This is a genomic window from Candidatus Filomicrobium marinum, assembly GCF_000981545.1.
Lineage (GTDB): Bacteria > Pseudomonadota > Alphaproteobacteria > Rhizobiales > Hyphomicrobiaceae > Filomicrobium > Filomicrobium insigne.
This window is the reverse complement of sequence record NZ_LN829119.1, coordinates 643,599-669,115: the sequence shown is the minus strand read 5'-3', so window position 1 is coordinate 669,115 and position 25,517 is coordinate 643,599. Positions and strand designations below refer to the sequence as shown.

The 25,517-nt window shown below is 62.9% G+C and carries 20 protein-coding genes and 1 pseudogene; 14 read left to right on the top strand and 7 right to left on the bottom strand.

Annotation, left to right across the window (positions count from 1 at the left end):
* Positions 1 to 32: 32 nt before the first annotated feature.
* Complete coding sequence (locus YBN1229_RS03280) at positions 33 to 1,334, bottom strand: hypothetical protein (RefSeq protein WP_046476644.1); 1,302 nt, start codon at positions 1,332 to 1,334, stop codon at positions 33 to 35.
* 320 nt (positions 1,335 to 1,654) lie between these two features.
* Positions 1,655 to 2,053, bottom strand: coding sequence for a hypothetical protein (locus YBN1229_RS03275; RefSeq protein ID WP_046476642.1), 399 nt, complete (start codon positions 2,051 to 2,053; stop codon positions 1,655 to 1,657).
* 304 nt (positions 2,054 to 2,357) lie between these two features.
* Between YBN1229_RS03275 and YBN1229_RS03270 the strand changes: the two genes are divergently transcribed.
* Positions 2,358 to 2,981 (top strand): hypothetical protein, encoded by a 624-nt coding sequence (locus YBN1229_RS03270; RefSeq protein ID WP_046476640.1) that lies wholly within the window; start codon positions 2,358 to 2,360, stop codon positions 2,979 to 2,981.
* Between the two features lie 395 nt (positions 2,982 to 3,376).
* Positions 3,377 to 3,637 (top strand): annotated as a pseudogene (locus YBN1229_RS18850) (hypothetical protein); the annotation flags it as partial.
* A gap of 215 nt (positions 3,638 to 3,852) precedes the next feature.
* On the opposite strand, the gene YBN1229_RS03260 reads toward YBN1229_RS18850, so the two are convergent.
* Positions 3,853 to 4,407, bottom strand: a complete 555-nt coding sequence (locus YBN1229_RS03260; RefSeq protein WP_082100999.1) for an invasion associated locus B family protein — start codon at positions 4,405 to 4,407, stop codon at positions 3,853 to 3,855.
* 307 nt (positions 4,408 to 4,714) lie between these two features.
* Between YBN1229_RS03260 and YBN1229_RS03255 the strand changes: the two genes are divergently transcribed.
* The 5 genes from YBN1229_RS03255 (at position 4,715) to YBN1229_RS03235 (ending at position 17,111) form a co-directional block, all read left to right on the top strand.
* Entirely contained in the window at positions 4,715 to 13,321 is an 8,607-nt protein-coding gene (locus YBN1229_RS03255; protein WP_046476635.1) for an autotransporter outer membrane beta-barrel domain-containing protein, read from the top strand.
* Between the two features lie 236 nt (positions 13,322 to 13,557).
* Positions 13,558 to 13,953 (top strand): hypothetical protein, encoded by a 396-nt coding sequence (locus tag YBN1229_RS03250; RefSeq protein ID WP_046476633.1) that lies wholly within the window; start codon positions 13,558 to 13,560, stop codon positions 13,951 to 13,953.
* Positions 13,954 to 14,066: 113 nt separating this feature from the next.
* Positions 14,067 to 14,525: a site-specific integrase gene (locus YBN1229_RS03245; RefSeq protein ID WP_160298678.1), complete on the top strand. Its 459-nt coding sequence runs from the start codon at positions 14,067 to 14,069 to the stop codon at positions 14,523 to 14,525.
* A 359-nt stretch (positions 14,526 to 14,884) separates the two neighbouring features.
* Positions 14,885 to 15,922 carry a DUF7146 domain-containing protein gene (locus YBN1229_RS03240; protein WP_046476629.1) on the top strand — a complete coding sequence of 346 codons (1,038 nt, stop codon included), beginning with the start codon at positions 14,885 to 14,887 and terminating at the stop codon, positions 15,920 to 15,922.
* Between the two features lie 244 nt (positions 15,923 to 16,166).
* Entirely contained in the window at positions 16,167 to 17,111 is a 945-nt protein-coding gene (locus tag YBN1229_RS03235) for a DUF2493 domain-containing protein (protein WP_046476627.1), read from the top strand.
* A gap of 111 nt (positions 17,112 to 17,222) precedes the next feature.
* Here the strand turns inward: YBN1229_RS03235 and YBN1229_RS03230 are convergent, their stop codons facing one another.
* The gene (locus YBN1229_RS03230) at positions 17,223 to 17,744 is read right to left on the bottom strand and encodes a hypothetical protein (protein WP_152024950.1); all 522 of its coding nucleotides are present in this window, start codon (positions 17,742 to 17,744) and stop codon (positions 17,223 to 17,225) included.
* A gap of 188 nt (positions 17,745 to 17,932) precedes the next feature.
* Between YBN1229_RS03230 and YBN1229_RS03225 the strand changes: the two genes are divergently transcribed.
* Positions 17,933 to 19,732, top strand: coding sequence for a ParB/RepB/Spo0J family partition protein (locus YBN1229_RS03225; RefSeq protein ID WP_052744689.1), 1,800 nt, complete (start codon positions 17,933 to 17,935; stop codon positions 19,730 to 19,732).
* 81 nt (positions 19,733 to 19,813) lie between these two features.
* Here YBN1229_RS03225 and YBN1229_RS03220 read toward each other — a convergent pair whose 3' ends face one another.
* Positions 19,814 to 20,497 carry an HPF/RaiA family ribosome-associated protein gene (locus YBN1229_RS03220; RefSeq protein ID WP_152024949.1) on the bottom strand — a complete coding sequence of 228 codons (684 nt, stop codon included), beginning with the start codon at positions 20,495 to 20,497 and terminating at the stop codon, positions 19,814 to 19,816.
* Between the two features lie 249 nt (positions 20,498 to 20,746).
* Between YBN1229_RS03220 and YBN1229_RS03215 the strand changes: the two genes are divergently transcribed.
* The 6 genes from YBN1229_RS03215 to YBN1229_RS03190 all read left to right on the top strand — a co-directional run bounded on the left by YBN1229_RS03215 (position 20,747) and on the right by YBN1229_RS03190 (position 24,224).
* Entirely contained in the window at positions 20,747 to 21,655 is a 909-nt protein-coding gene (locus YBN1229_RS03215) for an ArdC family protein (protein WP_046476619.1), read from the top strand.
* Positions 21,645 to 21,956, top strand: a complete 312-nt coding sequence (locus YBN1229_RS03210; RefSeq protein ID WP_046476615.1) for a hypothetical protein — start codon at positions 21,645 to 21,647, stop codon at positions 21,954 to 21,956. Before YBN1229_RS03215 ends, YBN1229_RS03210 begins: the two co-directional genes overlap by 11 nt.
* A gap of 322 nt (positions 21,957 to 22,278) precedes the next feature.
* Entirely contained in the window at positions 22,279 to 22,704 is a 426-nt protein-coding gene (locus tag YBN1229_RS03205) for a DUF3846 domain-containing protein (RefSeq protein ID WP_052743657.1), read from the top strand.
* Between the two features lie 129 nt (positions 22,705 to 22,833).
* Complete coding sequence (locus tag YBN1229_RS03200) at positions 22,834 to 23,298, top strand: hypothetical protein (protein ID WP_046476611.1); 465 nt, start codon at positions 22,834 to 22,836, stop codon at positions 23,296 to 23,298.
* 3 nt (positions 23,299 to 23,301) lie between these two features.
* A complete protein-coding gene (locus tag YBN1229_RS03195) occupies positions 23,302 to 23,778 on the top strand; it encodes a hypothetical protein (RefSeq protein ID WP_046476608.1) in 477 nt (158 codons plus the stop codon).
* A complete protein-coding gene (locus YBN1229_RS03190) occupies positions 23,775 to 24,224 on the top strand; it encodes a hypothetical protein (protein WP_046476605.1) in 450 nt (149 codons plus the stop codon). The genes YBN1229_RS03195 and YBN1229_RS03190 overlap by 4 nt, the downstream gene beginning before the upstream one ends.
* 45 nt (positions 24,225 to 24,269) lie before the next feature.
* Here the strand turns inward: YBN1229_RS03190 and YBN1229_RS03185 are convergent, their stop codons facing one another.
* On the bottom strand, positions 24,270 to 24,608 hold the full coding sequence (locus YBN1229_RS03185; protein ID WP_152024948.1) for a hypothetical protein: 339 nt from the start codon (positions 24,606 to 24,608) through the stop codon (positions 24,270 to 24,272).
* A 57-nt stretch (positions 24,609 to 24,665) separates the two neighbouring features.
* The gene (locus YBN1229_RS03180) at positions 24,666 to 25,313 is read right to left on the bottom strand and encodes an SOS response-associated peptidase (protein WP_280136731.1); all 648 of its coding nucleotides are present in this window, start codon (positions 25,311 to 25,313) and stop codon (positions 24,666 to 24,668) included.
* Positions 25,314 to 25,517: the final 204 nt, after the last annotated feature.

Sequence of the window (25,517 nt, the reverse complement as noted above, 5' to 3'; positions counted from 1 at the left end):
GGTCAACTATGTCAGGGAGTTCAGCGTCACTCTTACGTTGTCTGGACTTCGTCCAAGCCCGAAGCAGCCAATACGGCCATCGCCGCCATTAATGCAAACAGCGCCAGCACCGTGCCAACGCCGAACCACTGAGCAATGATGCCAAATACACCGCCGGCAAGAAGAATAAGGCCCACCACCGAATTACTAAGTGCAGTATAGGTGGCACGGCTGTCGAGATCAGCCATATCGACGATGTGCACCGAGCGCCCAAGCCGAACCCCTTGATGCGCGATCATGAGCACAAACAACATTGCGGGCAGCAGCAGTGCGGTCTCCAATTGGTCCGGCATCGCTAGCGCCGTGAGCGCGCACACGGCATTAGCCAGTGACGCCAACGCAGCCGAATACATCAACACCTGCCGGCTCGATCGGTCTGCGAGTCGCCCCCAGATATAGGAACTCGACAGACTTGCAGCAGCAGCCGCTATCATAAACAGACCTAGCGTGCCCAGCCCGCTTGGTTCGCGGTCACCGCTAAGCGCGATGTAAAAGGGTGGTGCGAGCGCCGTCGACAATAGCAAGGCGCGTGTCGCAATGAAGTGCTGCAAACGCGCGTCACGACGCAAGAGCGCCAATTGTGCAACGACAGCGGCAAAGCCGTCGATTCCGCCTTCAGTCGCGCCGCGATCTTCACGGATCGATCCAAATAAAAATGCAGCAAGCAGCCACGCCATACCGCCGAGAATTACGGCACCAGCGACGACCGGAATACTGAGCGGTATCCAGCCGGTCGCATAACCAGCAGCCAACAGCAGCGTTGCAGCCGCCGCGATGCTTCCTGCGATACCACTGACAGAGCCACGGCGCCCCCTGTCCACGGTCTTTGCCAGCACGTCCTTGTGCGCGATCGAGCATAGGCTGCGCCCGAGGGCAAACGCCGCGATAAGGCCGATCGCCAGGATGCCGGCTATGCTGCCCGTAAGCATCAGAACGACCAATCCGAATCCAAGAATCGCGAGACCTTGCACAACACAGCCCACAACATAGGCGGTCTTGCGAATGTTCATGCGTCGAACACGCGCCGAAATCAGGAGTTGCGGTAGCATGGCAAGCGATTCACGCACGGGCACCAATAGTCCAATCGCCCAGGTTGGCGCACCAATCGCGTCGAGTAACCAGGCAAGCACCAGTTTGGTATCAGCAAGTCCCTCGCCGATCCTCGTGAGGCTCAGAGACACGACATGCAAGCGGTAATTGCGCGGTTGCTCCCGACAGGCGGATTCCGGAAGATCGCGACAAACTTGCGCCAGCTCGTCGTCGCCAACGAGCAATCCATGAAGATCGCCGTTCATCAGAAGCGATAATCATCAGAAGAGATAGATTGCGGCTGTGCCGGTTCGCGTTTGCATTTTTTCGGCAAGCCCATGCCCTCAGTCAACGTCACCCCCCACAAGGCCAAACGAAAGAACGAAATCACGGCCGAACAGGCATCCCCGCACGGCCAAAGAAGAGGCGCGCCCTCAAGTGTAGGATCTGTCCTGTATCCGACAACCAGGGAACACACATCCAGGTGACATGCAAAAAGCAGGAGACACATGCCCCTTTGCGGGAAGACAGCTATTTCCCCGCAGCAAGCCAAAAGTGCACGCGCGTGTCAATGTCGACAGTAGCCCTACCCTCTGAACATCCGAAGGCCGCGCTTCTTTTTCGATGCGGCCTTTTGGTTTTCTGGCTTTTCGAGCACCGGCGCTTCCAGCACAGGCTCTGAAAGCTCCTGCACCTCTTTCAGTTCCCGCACGATATTCTCCTGGTTGTGATCCGTCAGAGCCGTCAGGAAATCCCGCAGGACTTCATCACGCTCGACGCTTCCCAGCGCCTTCATCTGCAGCACGGCATCCGGTTCCAACCTGTCGAGGGCGGCCGCCAGGTCCTGTTCCGCTTTCCGGCGGTCGATGCCGGTCTCCTCCGTCATCTCCTGTGTCCGGGCAAAAGCCAGCAGCGCCTTGTTCAAACCGCCCAGCGCCGCCTTGCGCTCACGCGCCAGCTTCCCAAGCTTTTGCCTGTCCCACATCGCCAAGCCCTTCAATGCCGCAACAGAGGTTCACCGTATATCGCTTTCGCCCAACCCCGCATCCCGGGACAGCATTCCATTTTTCGCAATCCACCGCACCCGCACAAGCCATTTCGATATGCACTCACCGCTTTTCCCACACCGTCTGCTCTCGCCGTAGCAATGTGCGCTCCGTGTACGCAAGTGACCATTCCGTGCGCACATGCGTTGACCAGCCTTGGCCATGCCGTCAGCCTTCCCGCACCCCACGCAACAACAACAAGAAGAGTTCGGTGGATGTTGATCAACAAGGAAGCGTATATCCATGGACCAAACCATCCCGACCTTTTCCGCAAACCTCTATCCTAAGAAGCGCACCAACCGTAACGGCAAGGCACTGCCCAACCTCAAAGGTTACGTCGCCGCCCATGACAATCCCGACCGCCAGTTCAACGTCGCCGGCTGGAGCACATCCTTCACCAATGCCAAAGGCGTTATCCTCACCGCCTACAACGGCCAGGTCGAACCCTTCGCCCGCAGCGACAGCGCCCGCGACAAGATGCGGGCCGGTGCCGAAGACAACATCGGCCCCGCCGTCGAGGTGAACGGCATGAAGCTCGAGTCCGGCCGCTTCGTGCTGTTCGAATCCGAATTGCCCAACGGCGAGTTGACCGAGGAAGGCTTCCGCCGCGCCGACATTTACGGCTGGTGGAACGACAAGGGCGTCATCCGCGACATCAGCGGCTGGACCAACCAGCATGAAGGCGGCCGCCTCTCCGTGGTCGGCAGCGTCCAGAAGCATTGGGAAAGGGAGCAGGATTCTCCCGACGCCGCCCCGGAAAACGCCAAGGTATCGGCCAAGAAGCTCAAGAAGATGCAGGAAGCCGCCGCGCACGCCGAGGAACCCGTCTTCGGGCACGACGCACCGACCGAGGAACGCACCTTCTAAGTCAGGGTACGTGGCACAGCAGGGGCTCCATCAGGGGCCTTTGTTTTATGATGTATATGCTAAATATGATGCAGGGGGCTCAACCCTGTGAGCCGGCTAGGCTTTATCCCGCGCAATGGCAAGCCACGCTTAAAATCGACTAGTGACGCACTGCGCGAGGTCCTTGTAAGATGTCTCCTTACCGTGTCCGATCCTGAGGCGCAGTGCTCAACGTCGCAAAGGACATTGCGACCGGCCCCAGGGCAATAAACGTGCGTTGTATCCTTATATTCTGCAGTGTGCGTATCAGCGCACACTCCGGGACAACCCGATCCAGCAACTCTATCGCCTGACGTGTCTGACGCTGTCCATGCTCGACGCTGTGCATGCCGACGAGGTAGTCCCCGCCCTTAAACACGTCGCCCCAGAAGGCCGCAGAGACTTTCAGGAATCACCTCAGCGGCCCCGGAGCCAGCCGGGTTTCCTTCGCCGCCATAACAATGGAGCGCCTGTTCGAAGCCATCGCCTTCGCTGAACCGCCGGACCACTTCGACGCGCTCTACAGCCGCTACGGAGACTGGCATCAGCTTGTCGACAAGGTCAAACTCTACGCCGACGAAATCCATGCCCAGCAGGATGTGACGCCGCTGCCGAATCCGGAGCAGAACGGTGCCTAGATTTCTCCCAAACGCGACAATCGAGAGGGTCGGGAACCATTTTGGATGAAAGAGTTTGCTCTGCCCCGTTGACACTGAAAATTTGTAGCTTGTCCAGATGATAGGCGAGAGCTCCGCTGACCCACTGCACTGGCTATCGAGCGGCGCAAATCTTCAAAGAAAAGGTCTCCAGTGCGCGGCCTGACCGCGCCGCACTCATGAGGGTGGTTAGCACGCTATTGCCGCAGCTTTGCGTACGCTTCCTTGAAACCGCTCAGCGTAATCGGCACACGCACCTCCTCCTTCTGCAGATTGCGGAAGGCGACCGTCATCGTCTTCCCGGACTGCAGCATCTTCAGGTTCGCGTCGTCGATCGGCAGCCCGGCATAGCAGCCCTTCTGATCGCACGTCTGAACGTCATGCTTTTTGCTCACCTTGCCGTCGATGTCGAGCGTCACGCCGTCGGGCAGGAACAGCCCGTGCGGTAGATGCAGCATCATCGCTCCCGTCTTGGACTCCGGCGGAATGCGCACGGTCACGGCAATTAGAAGCTGTCCGGTCTTCTGGACCACGAGGCGCTGGCTCGCTTCGCACGGGACCTCCCCGCCAGTGGAGGCGCAGTTGACGAGCCATGGAACGGACAGCGCCTGGGGCGAAGCTTGTGCGGCGCCCGCTTTGTCAGCAGACGCTGCCGGCGGTGTCTTTCCCTTCCCCTTCTCTTGAGCGCCGGCCACGCCGGTAAGCATGATGATACCCGCGATGAACGCCGCAACTGAAACCACTCTCGACATCTCTACCCCCTACGACACGAATCAGACCGTCCGTGTCGCTATATTGAACCATCATGTCAACGTCTTGGTCCGTATGCAGTGTTTCCGAAATACCACTCCAGGGAGTCAACCGATGCACGCAAAAGTGATTTTCGTACTCATATTCCGTGCATACCATTCACTTACGCGGATCAAGCAATTACAAACTGTGCAGGGGTAGGCGGGATAGTGCTGTTTTCAGCGCTGAGAGGTGTCGTGTTGCCTCGCTTCGGACAGCGCGATGCTACCGGAGCAACACAGTCGGTGTCAGCGTACGGTAGCTTACATTATGTCGCGTCGCGTTCTCGGAATTGCCCCGAAGCTCTTGAGTTTTGTCTCCACTCGGCGTCTGGAACGCGTCAAGGCTATTGCGGCGAGCGCCGTCATAGCGCTTCTCGCCTTCGCAGCGCCCACATCTCAGGCACTCGCGCAGGGCGCCAACTCGACCTGCAGCACCAGCGGCTCAGCGGCGACCTGCTCCGGCGTGCCGACCGGTGGCATCAGTTACAATGACGCTGGTTTCAGCTACGTCACGGTGAACGCTCCCGCCGGTCCACCGGTCAACGTCTCGACGACGGGCGTCCTGGTCCGGGAGCGCGGCAATTTCGGTGGCGACGGCACCGATATCGAATTTACCGTCGAATACATCGACAACGTCAATAACGAGGACGGCAGCGAAGGCCCCGACGGCATCCCGGACGATGCCAACAATGATGGCCTTCCCGACGTCGACATCAACGGCGACGGCATCGTAGACGTCGACCTCGACGGTGACGGGCTTCCGGATGTCGACCTCGACGGTGACGGCATTCCCGATGAGGATGCGACTGACGGCAGCAACGCCAGCGCGGCCGGCGCCGTCAACCTAATCAACAATGCTAGCTTCACGGCCAACGGTCATGGCCTGCATGCAGAAGCCGAAGGCGGCAAGGGCGGCAAAGGCGGCACCAAAACAGTTCTCGGACTCTACACGAAGGGCAAAAAAGGCGGCAACGGTAACGACGGCGGATCGGTCGTCGTCACCCATTCAGGTGAGATCGTAATTGTCGGTGCCAGCCGCTATGGCGTCTTCGCAACCAGTGAGGGCGGCAAGGGCGGGAATGGTGGCGGGGCCGGCGGCCTCGTCGCCGAACCGGGCGCAGGCGGCCGGGGTGGCGATGGCGGCGAGGTCTTCGTCGATCTCAAGGCCTCCTCGAGCATCATAACCACCGGCAACGATAGCCACGGCGTGCTGGCGCAAAGCCGCGGCGGCGACGGCGGTGAGGGCGGCGACTCCGACGGCGCCGTCGCGCTCGGCAGTAAGGGCGGCAACGGCGGCAAGGGCGGTAAAGTCACCGTCAACAACGCCGGAGACATCACCACGAGTGGCGACGCCGCATACGGCATCTTCGCGCGCAGCTACGGTGCCGGCGCTGGCTCGGGCTCGGATTCTGGCGGCATTTACGCCATCGGCGGCAACGGCGGCAGCTACGCCGATGGCAGCGCGGTCACCGTCACAAATACTGGAACCATCACCACAAGTGGTGCCGGATCATTCGGCGTTATCGCCCAATCGGTGGGCGGCGGCGGCGGAGACGGCGGTAGCTCGGGCGGCGTCTTCGCCACAGGCGGACGTGCCGGTTCTGGCGGCCAAGGCGCCGCCGTCACGGTCACGCAAGGCAACAACGGCGTCATCGCCACGACTGGGGACCGCGCTGCGTCGCTCGTTGCGCAGTCCATCGGTGGCGGCGGCGGCAACGGCGGCAATGCGACGTCGGTCTCGCCCTCCTCGGCAGTCTCGGTTGGCGGCTCCGGCGGTCCCGGCGGCGATGGCGGCACTGTCACAGTCACCGCTGGCGGCGTTCTGACGACGGCCGGAAACCAAGCCAGCGCCATCCTCGCCCAATCGGTCGGCGGTGGTGGCGGCAACGGCGGTCGCTCTATCTCGGCCGGCGCGAGCATTGGCCCCGGCGTCAACAGCTCAATGGCCGTTGGCGGCTCGGGCGGTGACGGCGGCGACGGCGGCGTCGTCGATCTCACGTCCAACGCCTATATCGCCACCACGGGCGACCGCTCCAGCGGCATCGTCGCGCAATCGATCGGCGGCGGCGGCGGCAACGGCGGCATGGGGATCGCAGGCTCGATCAGCGCCGGTGCCAGCGCCAGCGTTGGCGTCGGCGGTGCTGGCGGCAAAGGTGGCTCGGCCTCCAACGTCACCGTCGACGTTGAGAGCGGCGTCATTCTGACAGAAGGCGTCGGCTCCTACGGCATATTTGCCCAGAGTGTCGGCGGCGGCGGCGGCTCAGGGGGGCTTTCCGTTGCGGCAAGCGCCAGCATCGGAGGCAATCTCAACGTCGCCCTTGGAGGCGCGGGCGGAGATGGCGGTACCGGCGCAGCCGTCGATGTGTCGAACGCCGCATCGATCGAGACGCTGGGCGACGGCGCCTACGGCATCCTTGCTCAGAGCATCGGCGGGGGTGGCGGCGAAGGCGGCATGTCGGTGGCGGCAGGCCTCAGCAACACCGCGGCTGTCGGAATTTCCGTCGGCGGCAGCGGGGGTAGTGGCAATAACGGCGGCACCGTCAACGTCGACAACACCGGCCGCATCATAACCCGCGGCGCCCAGGCCTACGGCATCCTGGCCCAGTCGGTCGGCGGCGGCGGTGGTGCTGGCGGCAGCTCCATCGCGGCCAGCGGCGCGGGTGGCGTGGCAGCGGGAAGCGTGGCGCTCGGGTTCGGCGGCTCCGGCGGCGGTGGCGGCGCGGGCGGCACCGTCACCCTCGGCAACACCGGCGATGTCACGACGGGGGGGGCGGGCTCCAGCGCCCTTGTCGCCCAATCGGTCGGCGGTTCGGGTGGAACTGGCGGCCTTGCTGTCGCTGGCGCGCTCACTGCCTCCACAAGCGCGGGCGGCGCTGTCAGTGTCGGGCTCGGCGGCAATGGTGGCGACGGCGGCACGGCGGGCACCGTTACTCTGATCAACAGTGGCGCGCTTTCGGCCAGCGGCGATGGTGCCTCCGGCATTGTCGCTCAATCGCTCGGCGGCGCCGGTGGTATCGCCGGCATATCCGTCGCCGGTGCGCTCAACATCAGCGGCGGCAGCGGTGCTTCCGCCGGCGTGTCGCTGGGCGGCTCGGGCGGTACTGGCGGCACGGCCGGCACGGTCAGCGTCAGCAACGATGGCGCCATCTACACTTCAGGTGCCGACGCCTACGGCGTTCTCGCCCAATCGATTGGCGGCTCGGGCGGCGTCGGTGGCCTTTCCGTCGCCGGTGCCCTCAACGGCACGTCGGGCAGCGGCGGCTCAGCCGCGGTCAGCCTCGGCGGCCCCGGCGGCGAGGGCGGCAGAGGCGGCAGCGTCAACATCACCAACAATGCCATAATCGTAACGAACGGCGCTCGCGCCATCGGCGTTGCAGCCCAATCGATCGGTGGCGACGGCGGCGCCGGCGGCCTCTCTGTCGGTCTGGCCTCGAGCGGATCGGCGTCGGCGCGCACGGGCTCGGCCTCCGTCTCCCTCGGTGGCTCGGGCGGTGACGGCGGCAGGGGCGGCGCAGTCAACCTGACCAACAACGCCGACATCTTCTCCGTTGGACTCGCAGAAGATCCGGAGTCCGGCGAGCGCATCAACACTGACGCCTACGGCCTGCTTGCCCAGTCCATTGGCGGTTCGGGTGGCATTGGCGGCCTCGGTGGCTCGGCGGCAATCGCCCTCGGTAGCTCCGGCGCGGCGGCGGCCAGCGTCGCCATCGGCGGCGCCGGCGGTGATGGAGGACGCGGCGGCACGGTCGACCTAGCCAACCTCGGCAATATCTTCACCACTTCCGACCGCTCGCACGGCATCGTTGCCCAGTCGATCGGCGGTAACGGTGGCGCAGGGGGTGCTTCGGTCAACCTGTCCTTCGCCTTCACCACCTCCGGTACCGGCGGCGCAGCCGGCGCCTCGGTCGGCGGCAGCGGCGGCAACGGCGGCGTCTCGGACCGCGTCGCTGTCGACAGCACCGGCAACGTTCTGACGACCGGCGACATGGCCTATGGCATTCTCGCGCAATCGGTCGGCGGCAATGGCGGCGCGGGCGGCTTCTCGATCAACGCGTCTGGGAGCGTCACGCGCGCGACCAGCGGCTCCATCGGCATCTCCTTGGGCGGCGAGGGCGGCAACGGCGGCACGGCTGGCGACGTCATCGTGGGGTCGGCCCAGGGCATCGACGGCATCATCGCCACGACGGGCGGGCACTCGGCGGCGATCGTCGCCCAGTCGATCGGCGGCAGCGGCGGCGCGGGAGGCTTTAGCGGCAACCTAAACGGCTCGGTCAACACCTCCACCGGCAGCCGCAGCCTAGCGCCCAGCGTCACCATTGGTGGGTTCGGCGGCGACGGCGGCCGCGCCGGCACCGTCAACGTCACGACGGCAAGCACCGCAATCATCAGCACCACCGGCGATTTCGCATATGGCATCCTGGCCCAATCGGTCGGCGGCAATGGCGGCAACGGCGGCGGAGCCCTCGGGCTCGCCCTCGGCGGCGGGGACTCGGCTAACGTCTCGCTGGCGCTCGGCGGCGCCGGCGGCAGCGGCGCCATCGGCAACGCCGTCTCCGTCGGCAACGACGGCCTCATCATCACCGGCGACCCCGAGCACGCGGATGCCGGTCAGAACGCCCATGGCATCCTGGCCCAATCGATCGGCGGCAGCGGCGGCGCCGGCGGCTTTTCGGGCTCCTTCACCTTCGGCGTGACCAATTCCAACATGCTGTCGGTATCGGTCGGAGGCTTCGGCGGCACCGGCAATGACGCCGGCCTTGTTGACGTCACCAATAACGGCGACATCATTGTGTCCGGTGAACACGCCGTCGGCATCCTGGCGCAATCGATCGGCGGCGGCGGCGGCGCCGGTGGCGACAGTGGCAGCTTCTCTGGCGGGGTCGGTCCCAAGACCCAGAGCCTGGCGCTGAGCGTCGGCGGCTTCGGCGGCGCCGGCGGCGACGGCGACAAGGTTGACGTCACCAACGTCGGCTCGATCACCACCCTCGGCACCCACGGCCACGCCATCCTGGCGCAATCCATCGGCGGCGGCGGCGGCAAGGGCGGCATCTCGACCGCTGCCACCGCGGCCCTCAACGCCGCGATTTCGGGCACCTACTCGCTGACACTCGGCGGTTTCGGAGGCGCGGGCGGCGATGCCGACACGGTTACCGTCACCAACTCCGGCGAGATCATCACCGCCTATCATGGAGCCTATGGCGTCTATGCCCAGAGCGTTGGCGGCGGCGGTGGCGACGGCGGCGGCAGCCGCGGCTTCTCGGTCCTGCATCACGATTTGAGCAGCCAGGTGAAGCCAGGCAAGCAGCTCGCCATTGCGGTCGGCGGCTTCGCCGGCGCCGGCGGTGACGGCGGCGATGTCGACGTGGAAAACTCCGCCTTGATCCTGACGCAGGGCAACGGGTCTGTCGGCATCTTCGGCCAGTCGATCGGCGGCGGCGGTGGCGCAGGGGGCAGTTCCTCCGTCGGCGCCAAGGAACTCAAGACGAAGTTCGAAGCTCAAGGCACGGTCAAGAAGAACTTCCGCAGCCAGAAGTACAAGCTTTCGGTGGGCGGCTTCGGTGCACGAGGCGGCGCCGCGGGCACCGTCGAAATCTCCAACTCTGGCAACATCGGAACGATGGGTGACGGCGCGACCGGAATCTACGCCCAGAGCGTCGGTGGCGGTGGCGGCGCCGGCGGCCTGTCCGGTTCGGCCCTGTCCGGCGATATCTCGATCGGCGGCTACGGCGGTGCCGCGAGCGACGGCCGCAAGGTCGTCGTGTCGAACACCGGGCAGATCGTCACCGAGGGCCATCTCGCCAACGGCATTTTCGCACAGTCGGTCGGCGGTGGCGGCGGCGACGGCGGCTCGGCCGACCTCGGCAGCGCCAGCTCAGAATTTCGCAACGAGTTCATTAAGGCCATCCGTAAAGTGGGCTTCAACGCTGCCGTCCAGGAGACGCAGGAAAGCAGCATCAAGCCGCATTATGGCATCTCCGTCGGCGGCGTCGGCGGCGCTGCCGGTGACGGCGACACCGTGACCGTCTGCAACGGCGCCGCCTACGACGCGACGGCCGGCACTTGCTCGGGCGCCGTCACGGAGGTGGCCATCGTCACCTCGGGTACCGCCTCACACGGCATCTTTGCTCAGAGCGTTGGCGGCGGCGGCGGCGTTGGCGGCAACGCCCATCTCGCCAATGGTGGCAAGACCGCCATCGGCGGTCTCGGCGGCGCGGCCGGCGACGGCGGCGACGTGACTGTGGTCCAACGCGGTGACATCGTCACCTTGGGTCAGGGCTCCTACGGCATCTTCGCGCAGTCGGTCGGCGGTGGCGGCGGCGTTGCTGGCGACATCACCTATGGCGTCGAGAAGACCGGCGTCGACGAAACGCGCGCCGTGCGCGACACCTCGGCCAACAAGTTCGACGGCGAAGGCATCGACCTTGACGGCGACGGCACCCTGACGGACGAGGAAAAGGCCGAGACCGAGAGCCTCTTCGCCGACGTGCTCGACGACAACGGTCTGCCGATCTCGGAAGAGGCGGTGGCGAACTTCACCAGCGCCTTCGAAAATCTCCCGGAAGCGATCAAGAATGAGATCCTGAGCGGCCTGCCCGCCGAGATCCGCCCGCTCATCACCAACGGCGACGATTACCTCGAGTACGTTAAGGCTTACCTCCAGGCATCCTCGACGGATTCCGTCGTCTTCAAGGGGGGCGAGTATGGGTTCCGCGACGGCATCTCCGGCGACGGCGGCAACGTGACCGTCTCAAGCGAGGGCACCATCATCGCGATGGGTGGCATGAGCGATGATCCCGAGCAGCGCGCCGGATCGATCGGCATCTTCGCGCAGTCAGTCGGCGGCGGCGGCGGCATCGTAAGCAACACGCAGGCGATCAACGAAGCCGAGTTCGACAACAACGGCGACGGCGATTTCGATGATGTTGAGGACGGCCTCGATCTCAACGGCGACGGCGACAAGACCGATATCGTCGAAGTGGCAGACGGCACGGCGTTCGCGGGCTCGACCGGCGGCGAAGGCAAGGGCGGCGAGGTCTCGGTCAGCCACATGGGCAGCATTTATGCCCCGTCGTGGAACGGCTACGGCATCTTCGCGCAGTCGGTCGGCGGCGACGGCGGCAGCAATATCATCGTCAATGTCTACGAAGGTACCATCCAGGGCGGCGAGAACATGGGCGCGGCCATTAGGCTCGACGGCGGCGCCGACAACATCATCACCATCGGCGCCGACAGCACCATCCATGCGGTCAGCGACCGCGCCATCATGGCGACCGACGGTAACGACGCGGTGGAAAGCGCGGGCTACGTCATCGGCAACATCGATCTGGGACTTGGGGCCAACCGCTACTGGAACAAGACGGGCGGCGTCCTCGAAACCCGCGACACCGTCAATCTCAACGGCGGCACTCTGACCAACGACGGCGATCTCGTGATTGCCGGCTCGGACAACGTCGGCTCAACTGAGTTCACCGGCGATTTTGTGCAGTCGGCGGGCGCGAGCTTCCACGTCGATCTCGGCTTCGGCGTTGGTCCCGGGGCCTCCGACATCCTCTTGGCAGCGGGCGCCGCCGACGTCTCCGGCGTCATCGTGCCGACGCTCAAGTCGTTCGCAGCCGTCCGCCCGGCCGAGACGGTCATCAGCGCCGCCAACGGCCTCACCGCCAACGGCGTCACCGTGGTCGACAGCGCTGCGGTCGACTACGAGGTGTTCGCCGACGGCAACGACCTCAAGGTCGGCATCCGCAATGTCGACTTCACATCCTTCGACGGGCTGACGGCGAGCCAGGCCTCCGCCGGCGCCTACATCGAGCGCATCCTCAACGGCGACGGCTCGCCGGCGCTCGCCAGCCTGTTCGCGTTCCTCGCCAACCAGCAGGACCCGGCGGTCATCGCCTCGGTCATGGAGCGCATGAGCCACGAGCCCTATACGGCGAAGGAGACGTCGACTGTCAACGCCGCGCTCAACTTCACCAACCAGCTGATGAGCTGCCCGGTGAATGCCCCCGGGGCCCAGGGAACGATCAAGGAGGGGCAGTGCTACTGGGCCAAGGCGTCCGCCGGCTACACCAGTATCGACGGTTCCAACGGCAGCTCGGGCGTCAACGAGACGACCTACACCTTCACGTCGGGCATGCAGGTCGCCCTCGACGCCAACTGGCGCGCGGGCCTCGCCATCGGCTACGAGAAGTCGCAGATCAATGTCGGCAATCTGTCACGCAGCGAAGGCGACAGCGGCAGCATCGGCGGCGTGCTCAAGTTCCAGACGGGCTCGTGGATCCTCGCGGGCGGCATCACGGCCGGCCACGGCTGGTACGACACAGACCGTTACCTCAACCTCGGCGGCATCCTGCCCGGCGCCGATCAGGCCAACGCCAACCACGAACTGAGCCACGCCAACCTCCGGCTCAGAGCCGCCAACGTCGTCGATCTCGGCGCCCGGCTGTACCTCAAGCCCATGGTCGACCTCAATGCCACCTATCTCTACCAACACGGCTTCAGGGAGACCGGCGCCGGTGCCCTCAATCTCTCCGTCGAAGGCGACGGGCGCTGGCTGTTCTCGGCGACGCCCGCCATCGAGCTCGGCGCGCAGCTCGACGGCTACGACGGCTATCAGATCCGCCCGTTCCTCCGCGCCGGCGTCACGCTGTTCGGCGACGACCTCTTCGCATCCAACGCTTCGCTCGAGGGCGCGCCCGCTTCTGCTGGCCAGTTCTCGGCCGAGAGCGAGACCGATCAGATCGTCGGCGAGTTCAGCGCCGGCATCGACATTCTGAGCAAGGACGACACGTTTGATCTGAAGCTCGGCTACGACGGCCGGTTCGGCGACACGCTGGAAACCCACATCGGTCGGGTGAACTTCAGCACGCGGTTCTAGAGGCAGTTGGGCAATATACGCTGCTCTTGCCCTTGGTACGAATAATTTCCGGCTAGAGGCATTGACGTCTCGCTACAGTCCTCTGCTACATTTCAGAGGTTAGCGGCGCACAAGGCCACTGACACGAGTCCGCCTTTGTCCGCTCCTTTGAACTCGTAAGGACGTTCGATCTGTCGTGCGCGAGCCGTCGGCTCAGGCGTGATCGGTCAGGGTCCTTATACGAAGGAGTGTCGACCATGGATCAACGCCAAGAGCTTCGGGCTCTTCTGCAACGCCTGACCGTTCAGGCAAAGGAAATCAAAGAGAAGCGTCGCTCTGTCGAGGTCGTGCTCGACATGCTGGACCAAGTTGACAATGGGGGGCCAGTGAAGCGCACTAGGTATTCAGGGCCGGACAAGACGACCAATGTCGGCCGGGCGGTCGACATCATCCGCTGTGCACCGAACGGGTTGACGCTGTCGCAGATCATTGAGAAGTCCGCCGAAGGCGGAGCAAAACCCCTTGTGGCCACATCGATCGGTTCGCAACTGCGGACCCAGATACGGCTTAAGGTCATCGAGAAACGGGGGGATCACCGGCGCAGGATGCGCCTGTACTGCGACAGTACCTACCTGATTTCCGTGTCTTTCTGAAATCTGAAGGCTACACACCCAATACAATCAGGGTTTACCTAATCTGCCTTCGAGTCGTGGACCGTGAGGCGGCAGCAATTGGGCTGGACTTACACCAGCTTGCCGACCGCCATTTGAACGACAAGCCGCTGGTTCCGGACAAACGGCTGCTCCCAAATGGCTTCGCTGCGTTTCTGGGTTATCTGGCCAAGAAGAAGCTGCTTGTGCCCCGCGGTACTGAAGCGCAGGTGAAGGAGTTACTGGCCCGGTTCAGTCACTATCTCATCCGAGAAGCGGGGTTGACGGCCGGGACATCCGTCATGCACGTGCGCATTGCCAAGCGGTTTTTGAAGTACCGTTTCACCGACCACGAGCTGCGCACCACGGATATCACGGCCCGTGATGTGCAGGAATTCCTTGCTCAGCCCAACCATCATTACATCTACATCTCGCTTGGCATGAAAGCGTTGCTGCGTTTCATGTATCTCAAGAAGCTCATTACCGCGCCCCTTGCCGAGGGGCTTCCGAATGTGAAGGCCAAAAACAAGCAGCGATTGCCTCGAAGCATGAAAGCAGACATTTTTCTTCTGTAAGGCACCAGCATGGGCGGCTCCCTCCCTACGGGAGGGCCGCGCTCTCTCGCGCCGGCCAAGGACTGGCGGCGCGACCGAGCCCCGCACGCCAAGGCGCGGGTCTCGGCCCTGCGGGTTTCGATCGCTTCCGCAAGTGAAGTGAAAAAGGTGGCCCGCCCTCGCAACACATGCCCATGACAAAGCTGCCCGCCAACATAGAGCAATACTCTCGCCGTGCCCCGTGGCGACTCGCTGTGTCAAACAACAAGGCGCCGTCTTCGCGGCCAACAAGAGTGCGAGAGGAGGGATCGGTTTGGTAAACCGGGAAGGGAGGTGCAAGAGGCGCGTCCCGCGGTAATCGTCAAAGACAAGATACCGACATGCCCCCCTCCATACGCCAAATCTCCGAACGGCTTGCCCGCAACGCCGAAGCCGTCTGCGCCCATTATCTCTCCAACGGCAAGCGCAACGGCCGCTACTGGATGGTAGGCGATGCCTTCAACACCAAAGGCCGCTCCATGTACGTGCGGCTGGCCGGTCCAGACTATGGTCCCGGCGCCGCAGGCAAATGGACCGATGCCGCTACCGGCGAGCATGGCGACCTGCTCGACATCATCCAGCTAACCCTCAATATCTCCAGGCGGGAAGCCCGCGAGGAGGCCCTTCAATTCCTCTCCGAACCCACCCTCGCGGCGAGGCCTGCGGAGCGCGCGCCCGCACCCGGCAACAGTGCAGAGGCAGCCCGACGCCTCTTTGCAGCCTCAAAACCAATTCTCGGCACCCCCGGGGAAATCTACCTGCGCGGCCGCGCCATCTCCTGCGGCCTTCACCTTTCCGCGCTACGCTTTCATCCGCGCTGCTATCACGTCACCGACGAGGGCCACCGGATCGCGCTTCCTGCCATCATTGCCGCCGTCACCGACAACCCCGGCATCATCACCGGCGTGCAACGCCTCTACCTTGCTCCCGACGGGACCGGCAAAGCCCGCATCGACCAACCCAAACGCTCCTTGGGCGACCTCATCGGCCATGCCATCCGCATCGGCAACGCCGAGGACGTGATGGCAATCGGCGAGGGCCTGGAAACCATGCTCTCCGTGCGTTCCCTCATGCCCGCGATGCCCGTTGCCGCCGCCACCAGCGCCAACCATCTCACCCTCTTCATCCCGCCACCCGGGTTGCAGCGCCTTTACATCGCCCATGACCATGGCGCCCCGGGTGTTGCAGCCGCCCAGCAGCTGCAACAGGTCGCCACCGGCAACGGCCTCGACGTTCGCCTGCTCACCCCGCCGGGCAATGACGATTGGAACACCGCGCTTGTCCATGAACCGGCCGAAGACCTCATGACGGCGCTTTCCCGCCAGCTTGCCCCGGATGACAAGCGCCGCTTCCTCACGCGGATGTCCGGAACGTACTAGGCGCCCTTCCCAAAACAAGGCCCGGCCGCAATCCCCTCGGCGGAGCGGCTCTTCCCGCCTTTACGAGCTGGCGAAGGAGGCCAGAGCCGGGTCCGGGCGCAACGGCTCTGCCGTCCTCCACTGACGTTCCGGCCGCGCGCCCAAAGAGGCGCGCGGTGCTGCCCGCAACGCGCCTCTGGCAAGGGTTTCGCCAGAAAGGTCGGGGAAGGGCCCCGGCCTCCCAACAACGGGAAGGACACAATCCATGTCCAGTTTCAGAAACTGCTCGGGCTTCGCGTCCGTCTCCGCCACCGGCCGCGTCACCAGCAATCTTGCACTCTACGGCAATGTCCATGGTTACGCGGACGGCCAGGAACAGCGCCCGTTCCCCGCCGATGAAACCCTCGACAATGTCGTCACCAACCTTTTCGCCACCCTGTCCGACGCCTTTGCCGACACCGCGCTTGAACCTGACGTCCAGAGCCTCCTCTGGTCGCTCTGCTACCTCTTCCACCGCAAGCTTGACGGCATCCAGCGCCTCCTCGACGAAAACGAATCCAAGCAGCGCAGCGCACAGGAGGAACAGGACGGTTCCGAAATCCGCTCGGTCCAGCTCGAGCACCTGATCGACAAGGGACAAAACCTTCTCGAAAAGCACGCCGCTTTCGAACGCCTGCGCGATCACGCGGCCGCCGAGTACGAGGACCGCACCGGTTCGGCCTGGCGCCCCAGCTCGGGCTCCATGGTCAGCCGCCGGACCATGACCGCGGCCGTGGTCGACAGCCGTGACTACATCTCCGCCAAGCGCCGCGCCGAAACCGAAATATTCCTGCCCAAGGGCCCCAAGGTCGCATTCGTCGGAGGTCTCAACTTCAACGACCACATCCGCATCTGGGCCGTCCTCGACGAGGTCCGCAAAGAATACCCCGACATGGTGCTCATCCATGGCGGCAACAAAACCGGCGCCGAGGCCATCGCGCATGCCTGGGCCGCCAACCGCAAAGTCTCAAGCTACCCGTTCCCGCCCAACTTCACCCGCGACGGCAAGGCCGCACCGTTCAAGCGCAACGACTTCATGCTTGAGCAGCTTCCCTCCGCCGCCGTCATCTTCCCCGGCTCCGGCATTCAGGACAACTTCGCGGACAAAGCCCTCAAGCTCGGAATCCGCCGCTGGGACTGTCGGGACAAAAGCCCCAAGGGCGGCCGATGAGCCGCCCTTATAATTTGAGTTTTCGCTGCCTCTTCCTATGCTGCGTAGCTTCCTCAAGATCGAGCGCGTGCCGTTTTGCCCTGTCTATTTTACACTGCGGCTCAACCTCCCTTATCCGCGCCTCAACGACTTCCCATTTGCTCTGTTCAGTCTTGACGTCCCGCGCCGAAAAGCCCGGCGCTGCCGCCCCGATTTGGTCCCTCGCCATGCGCGTTCCCTTTCCTTCTGCTCACGCCGCGCCGCAATGCCAGCCGTCTCGTAGACCCCGCATGAGCAATTGAAGATAAACTCCCGCTCCCACTTGCCCAACGGTTTGTCCAGATCACGCACAGCGGCCAACATACACGCCCGAGCCCGCACCAAGTTTGCTATTTGCGGCGGCGGCACCTTGGCATCCTCCAGACGCCGCCCGAGCACCATCCGGTGCTCTTCGTCGCTTAATCCATCTTCCTTTTCATCATTCTCATAATGCCCCAGGCGGGTCCGCACCTGCTCCACCACCGCGTTGAAAACAATGACCGCACGTTCCAGCGCCGATTCCCCGCCGCTGCCCGCCTCAAACGCTTCCGCCGACGCGATGACCTGCTCGCGGGCCGCCGCAACCTCCGGCTCATTCCAAAAACTGTAATCCAACACGACTCCACCCTCCCTCGGACGCAAACAATAGCCCTCACCATCACCCTTGCCACACTGGCTGACTCATTTTTCAGCAGCGCAGGCACGCAAGGGCAGAGGACGAGGAGGGAAGGGGGTTGGGTGACGGAGAAGCGAAGGCGGGGGAGAGGCCCCCGCCGGCACCGTCCCACCAACAAAGGACAACCATGATGACCATCCAGGCAGCCACCCAAACGACCGTCACCGCTACAGCCCTACCGGCACCGCGACCGTTCCGCCGTGACATCCGTGACGTTCCCCTGGCAAGCCTCGTGCTGACCAAGCTGAACGTCCGGAAGCACAAGGACAAGGACATCGAGTCCCTTGCGGCCACCATCGCCTCGACCGGCCTGCTGCAGCCCATCGGGGTTCGTGCGCAACCCGACGGTACACACGAAGTCTGTTTCGGTGAACGGCGCACGCTGGCAATCCGCAAGCTCCACAAGGACGGCCACCCCGGCACCGAAATGGTGCCCGCCGTTATCCTTGAACCCGGCGACGATGCGCTCGCCGTCGAGGCCTCGTTCATCGAGAACGTCGAACGACTTCCCATGAACGAGATGGACCAGTACGAAGCCTTCGCCAAGGCCTTCGACCTCCGCAAGAACACCGCCGAGGTCGCCGCCGTCTTCGGATGCACCGAGCAGCTCGTGAAGCGCCGCCTCGCGATCGGAAACCTCATTCCGGAAATCCGCGCCCTCTACCGCAACGAGGACATCTCACTTGAGGAATTGCAGATCCTGACCATGGCAACCAAGGCCCGGCAGAAGGCCTATCTCAAGGCCCACAAGGACGGCGACGCGCCATACCCGCACATGCTGCGCGAATGGCTGTTTGGCGGTCAGGCCATCAAGACCAAGGTCGCCATCTTCGACCTTGCCGATTACAAGGCCCCCATTGCCAACGACCTGTTCGGCGACAATGCCTACTTCACCAATGCCGATCAGTTCTGGAAACTCCAGAACGCCGCCATCGCCAAACTGAAGGACGCCCACGAGGCATCCGGCTGGTCCGAGGTTCACCTGCTCGAACCCGGGCAACCCTTCTACTGCTACAACCACGTCTCGCTCTCTAAAAGCAAGGGCGGCCATGTCTTCATCAGCGTCAGATCCAACGGTGAGGTTGAAGTCCACAAGGGCCTCATCTCACACGCGGAGATGAAAAAGCTGGAACGCAAGGCGGACAAGGAAACCGCCACCGGCGATGTTGACGCAGAGCATCAGGCCGACACCGCCTCCCGCCCAGAATTGTCCGAACCTCTCGGCAACTACATCGACCTTGTGCGCCATTCGGCGGTCAGGGCCGAACTCGCCAAAACCCCAAGCCTCGCGCTACGGCTGGCCGTTGCCCAGCTCATCGCCGGCTCGCAACACTGGTCAATCAGCGCCGAAGATCGCAGGCCAGCCAACGACGCCATCGCCAAAGCGGTAAAGGATCTTCCGGCTGACAAGGCCTTCAAGGAGATCCGTGCCAAGGCAAAGGCGCTATTACCCAACCTGAAACACGATGCCTCCTACATGGCGGACAAGGACGCCATCCGCAGCCCTTCCCACGGCGCCCGGGTGACGACCATCCTCACGCACCTGCAAACCCTGTCCGACAACGACGTTCTCGCCATCCTGGCCGCGCTCACCGCCGAAACCCTCGCCCTCAGCACTACCGTCGTCGACGTCCTCGGCCAAACCATGGGCGTCGACATCGCCAAAACGTGGCAGCCCGATGATGCCTTCTTCGACCTTAACCGTGACAGGGAAGTCATCAACGCCATGTTGAGCGAAGTCATCGGCAAGGAAGCCGCCGCCAGCTACCTCACCGGCACCGGCAAGTCGAAAAAAGAGATCATCCGCAAGGCCCTCACGGGCGACGGCCGCAAGAAGGTTGACGAGTGGCTTCCGCGCTGGATGGCATTCCCCGGCAAGGCCTACACCAAGCGCCCCCTCACCAAGCGACCAAAACCGACAGCCTAACGCTACGATCACACACGCCACTGGCTGCCCTTCACACGAGGGGCGGCCAGTTTTGCTGCGTCCACCTCACGTGTTCCCGACCTAGCAGGTCCAATCCCGTTCCTGATCACGCTTGGTCAAACGCGCTTGCAGGGCATCGAGCGCTTCGTGGAAATCCACGCAGCTTTCGTTCTCGTGAACAACCACATGCCCTACAGGAATCTCGCGTGCCTTGCGCACAAGGGCTTCGAGTTCCGGCAGGTCTTCCATCTCAACCAGCACATCCGGCCGCGTCACCAACCCGCCGATCTTCGAAAGACCACCAAAGGGTCCCACGGAAAAACGGTCGATGCCGCCATGCCCGCGCACCGCCGCGGCAAACCCCACCGCGATGCCCAGCATCGTTCCCGGAAGCACATTGCTTCGACTTTCTCCCGCCTTGTCAGGTAGCCACGCTGCCGCGCCTTCCTCCAGAGCATCCGCCATTTTCTCTAGGCCATACACGATCTCCGCATCTTCCATGCGGCGCGGCGAAAATCCGCCAATTCGGCACAGCGCGCGTTCCGCCACCCCAAGCCGCTGCTCAATGCGCTGCTGGTGCCGACGCAGCACCTTGCCTTCGGCATGGCCCCGCAATCCCTGCTGCCGCGCAAACACACCCATCAGCACTTGGGACAATCCATTCGCCAACGATTCATAATGCGCCGGATTGCCCCAATCCAAACCCGTCGTCGCATAACGCTCCGGGTGCTCGCGAAGTAAGGACGCGCGCTGTTTATCATCCACATCAGTACCCTTCATTGTACGGATGATTGTATACGCACCCACGCATTGCAGGCAATACCTTCGACAATCCTTCCGACAGCGCACCGGCGCGGCTCGACCCATGCGCCTAAGCCTGGTTCGCCACCCCGCAAGGGCAAGCCTCGCGGCTCTGCCGCGCCCCAAGGGGTGCGGGGACCCCGGCGCCCCCGGCTTTTCTCCGGCGCACGAGCCGCGCATCGGGCGCGGTTCGGGAAACCGGAGGAATTGGCCATGGCCAGAAAAGACCCACTCGACATCCACCAATACGTCACCGACCGCGTCATCGCGGCCATCGAGGCCAACCCGGGTGAATTCCGGATGCCATGGCAGCGCGTCGGCATCGCCAACACACTTCCCCGTAACGCCATCACCAAGCAGGCCTATCAGGGGGTCAATTGCATCACCCTCTGGATTGCCTCCGAGCTTGGCCAACTGGCCCCCGTCTACGCCACATACCGCCAGTGGCACAGCATCGGCGCGCAGGTCCGCAAAGGCGAAAAAGGCAACCTCGTCGTCTTCTACAAGGAATACTCCGTTCAGCCCAATGCCGAGGACACCGACGATGACGGCCGCAGGCGCGTCGCACGTGCCTCGTGGGTCTTCTCCGGCTCCCAAGTAGACGGCTACACTCCACCCACGCCGGAACCCGTCAAGGAAATGGAACCCTTGCAACGGCATGAAGCCGTCGAACGCTTCATGGCCGCAACAGGCGCGGACATCCGCATCGGTGGCGACAAGGCATTCTATCTGCCAAGCCTCGATTACATCGCGTTGCCGGACCCCCATTACTTCCAGCAGGATGATGCCGCCGAACGCACATTCCACTTCGAAAGCACGTTGCTCCATGAAGCAATCCACTGGAGCGGCGCCAAGCATCGATTGGCCAGGGATCTCACCGGCCGCTTCAAAAGCGACGCTTACGCCATGGAAGAATTGTGTGCCGAAATCGGAGCGGCCTTCCTCTGTGCGGAACTGGGCCTCACCGCCGAACCCCGCATGGATCATGCGCAATACCTCGCCCACTGGCTGAAGGTCCTGAAGGCCGACAAGAAAGCCATCTTCACCGCAGCTGCCAAAGCATCCGAGGCCGCCCGTTACCTCGCTTCCTTTTCAAGAAAGGAGCAGGACGATGCAGCCTAAGCCAGCAAGGGAACTTGTGACGTTCACATGGAGATCCGTGACCGCCCGCATCAGCGTAATCCGCAACCACCGCATCGATGGTTGGACGTTGATCCGCATCCGGGTCACCAATCCGCCCCATGCTCCTCTTCCCTTTGCGGTCAACGGATACCGCACCCACGGCATCGACGATGACGAGCTGGATGCGGCCGGTGACGTGGTGCCCTTCCTCACAGCGTGGGCCAACCGTGACGCCGAAAATCCTGCCTATGCCCTTGCCGTTGCCAAGTGGAGGCAGAGAGACCTCTTCGGCGACCGCTGAAACAGCTTTTGCCTCTCAGTCAACGTCTCCATATCCACGGCAAAGAAAACGGCCTCGTTTGCCCGGTGAATTCCATTGCGGGCATTCCCCGATACCCCAAAGCCCACCCACTCACATGCTCACCTTTGGTTGACCATACCGCCCACCAGCACCCTGCAAGTGAAGGGTCGCGCCAGTTGTCGGCCCCGCCAAGGGCCGCGCGCAATGCGCGCGCCTCCGGTTCCGCCACAAGCGGCTCCAGCCCGGCAGGCCCTCCAGCCCGGCGCACCGGGGGTTGCATGGGCCGCGATGGGCGGCTCGCGCAACAAAGGAGAAAGCCGTCATGCTGGCACACCTCATCGATCCCGAATCCCGAACCATCACCAGTGTCGAAGTTCCCGACACCGGCGACAAGCTGCCCGCCATCTACAAACACCTGCGCTGCGATACCTTCGACGTGGCTACCCTCCCAAATGGAGACGGTCTCTACGTCGATGACGAGGGATTGCTTAAACCCGCTTACCATTTCATTGCCGTGCGCGGCATGCCCCAACCCTTCGCGGGAAGGGGACTGCTTTTGGGCATGGATGCCAATGGCCGCAGCGTCGCTCCCACCACCTCGCTTGAGCAGCTCACACGGGACGTCAAGTTCATCGAGCTTCTTTACGCCAACGTTGTCGTGGTCCGCGATGCCATCAATCCCTCCCATGAACGCATCCTCCCTCTGGGGAATGTCCTCAAGACCCTCGCAGAGGAAGCGGCCGAATGATCTCGGCCGCATGCTACAGCCCAATAGGCTGTGGACAGATCAAATCGCGGCGACTTATGTCCTTGCACCGCGTGCGGGCATACTCAAACATCAGGGCATGGTTCCACAAGCTCGTCGGAGCGGATATCCATGCCTGAACCGATCGGCGGACGAGACGGCCCGTTCGCACGCCTCTCCAATTACGAGAAGAAGCTTCTCCTATCGATGGTCCCCAGCTGGTCGGAACGGTACCGGATACGGAAACCGCACCTCAATAAGCAGGAACGCGAAACCCTTCTGCTCACCATCCTGCTGGAACGACGACGCCTCTACGAGCGCTGCTTCAAAAGCATTTGCGCCAACAGTAATGTGGAGGCGCCAACGGTGCGCGATGTCTTGAGCGAAGACCGCCTCCGCCGCTACCAGCCCTTCATGAACGCTGCCATCGCCGCAACGGTCGACCAGCGGATACACGACGACAAGGCGGACCTGTCGCTGAGGCAGGCGGCAGAGAACTACCGCCGCGAGAAGCTCGGCCTTCCCCAACCAACGCCGGAACAGGAAGAGGTCGTCAGTCAAAAGCGCCGCGAACGCCGCCACCGTATGAGGATGTAGCAAATGGCAGATACGCAAGTCACCCGTGCCTACCAGAAGCTCGTCGTCCGTTCCCGGCAACCCCTCCCAAACCCGATGTACGGTTTATCGGCATTCGAACGGCAACGCTTGCTGTTCATGCGCCCCACATGGTCGGAACGCCACCGCATGTGCGTCCCCGGACAATCCCGCGAGGAACGACTGGACACACTTCTCGAGATCCTCTTTGAACGCAGGCACGCCTACGACAGGGAATTCCATGCCCGGTGCAAAACGGCGGAACTCGAGCGTGCCAACAACCGCTACCTCTATAACGAGCAGCATCTCACGGAGTTGATGCCCGCCATTTCAACGGCGGTGTCCGCACTACAGGGCCAGCGCCAGGAACAGGACGGCCGCGAACAGCACATTCGCATCGAGTACCAGCAAAAGCGTGACCAAAGGCAGGCGTCGCGTCCCACCACCAAACAGCGCAAACGCTCGATTGGCATGTCACGATGACTAACAAATCCCCCTTCGCCTCCTGGAGCGAGGACTACAAAGCCTCCCAAGCTAGGTCCACTGCCCAGCTACTCAAAGGCCTCGGGGCAAAGGAACATGAAGCCAAACGTCACCTAAAGGAAGCCATCGCCTACTATGAAAGCCGGCAATGGGTGAGCGATGGCATTGAGGCCGAACAGCTTGATGACCTCCTCAACGACCTGAGGCAGAAGGCCGACACCGCGTACACGCTCACCTGCCAGACCTCGGACTACCTGAATGCCATCCTGAACAGCCAGAGATCCCACCTGGCAATCGGCACGGCCGCCGCGCGCCGCGACGAACTCATGCGCGCAACCGGACCATTACCCCACAAGGACACCATCGAACCAACGCCCCTCGAGTCCTTCCTGCAAACCTCGCGTACCCCAAAGCCCAAGACCCGCAAACGAAAAATGTCGATGTAGCGCCGTTGATTCAGCAGCGGACCAGGCTTGCCGTCAATTCGTTATCTACATGACAAAATACAACCACACCAATCCGGCAATTCCCATAATGGCGAGCAGAGTCTGAACCGCCTCTACAAAGCGGGATTTCACCTTGCCAGACGGCTCGCTCACGCTTGCCTCTGCCGGCCGTGCGCCTACCGCAAACGCCTCCCTCCACCAATCGTCAATCATTTGCACCGTTACCGGCAGCCCCAATTGCTGCTGCGTATTCACCCGCGCTGTAACGTATGCTCTCCGTTTCAAAATAAGATGCGCCATACTCACGTTGCCTGCTTGAGCATGCGCGTCCTGAAGCGTGTAACCGCGTGGCGCCCTCGCATCAACTTCTGGAAAATCGCTCATCCCTCGACTTGCTCCCCATTTCCCAAAATTCATTTCTTCAAAATCAAATCATAATTTTCAACCCGGCTGTTCGAGCAAATCCACTTTTTTCTCAGAATACTGAACAATCTCCATCTGCTCGGCTGGATAAGATCGGACCAACGCCCGCGCTTCATCCACCGTACCGTTCAGCCAAGTATCAAACTCCTCCTCCGTGGTGAGGATCACCGGCATCCGGTTCGGGTGCACAGTGGCAACGAGGGAGTTGGGCTTTGTTGTCATGAACGAGTGAACCGCCAGATCCACCGTAGGTCCGTCTTTCTTCACCGCGCCACGGAACACCCGCCAAATTCCGGCAAACGCAAAAAGGGGCCGATCACGGCCCAATGCAAACCAGTGCCATATGGCGGGACTTCGCCCCTTCGGTTCCGCAAAGGATGTCGTCGGCACGAGGCAGCGGCGATTTTCGAACGATGAGCGCCAGAACGGCGACCCCAGATTGTCATCGCGGAAATTGGTCACCCGCTTCGGAGCCTTGTCCTTCTGCGGCAGAACAAACCCCCAGCTCGAAAGGATCACCTCCCGTTCACCATCTTCCGCCATCCGCACCACCGGCGCATCGTTGGCCGGATAAATGCCTGCCATGGGTTCAACCACGGGCATCCGGTTGTCTGACACACCAAAAAGCTTGCCCACCGTTTCCCGGGTCTTGGTCATCGAGCGCATATTGCACATGCGGCTACACGTCCTTCATGTGGGGTACCCCTTTGACCCCGCGAGGGTACGGAGTCGTTCGTGTCTGTAAATCGTGAGATCCGCACTTGCTGCACACGCACCACTCACGCAACTGGAACACAGGTGTGTCCAACGTCGCTCCCGCATCAAGAAAACGGGTCAGCAGGACGCTCGCCGAGTGCCTGCACTTCACGT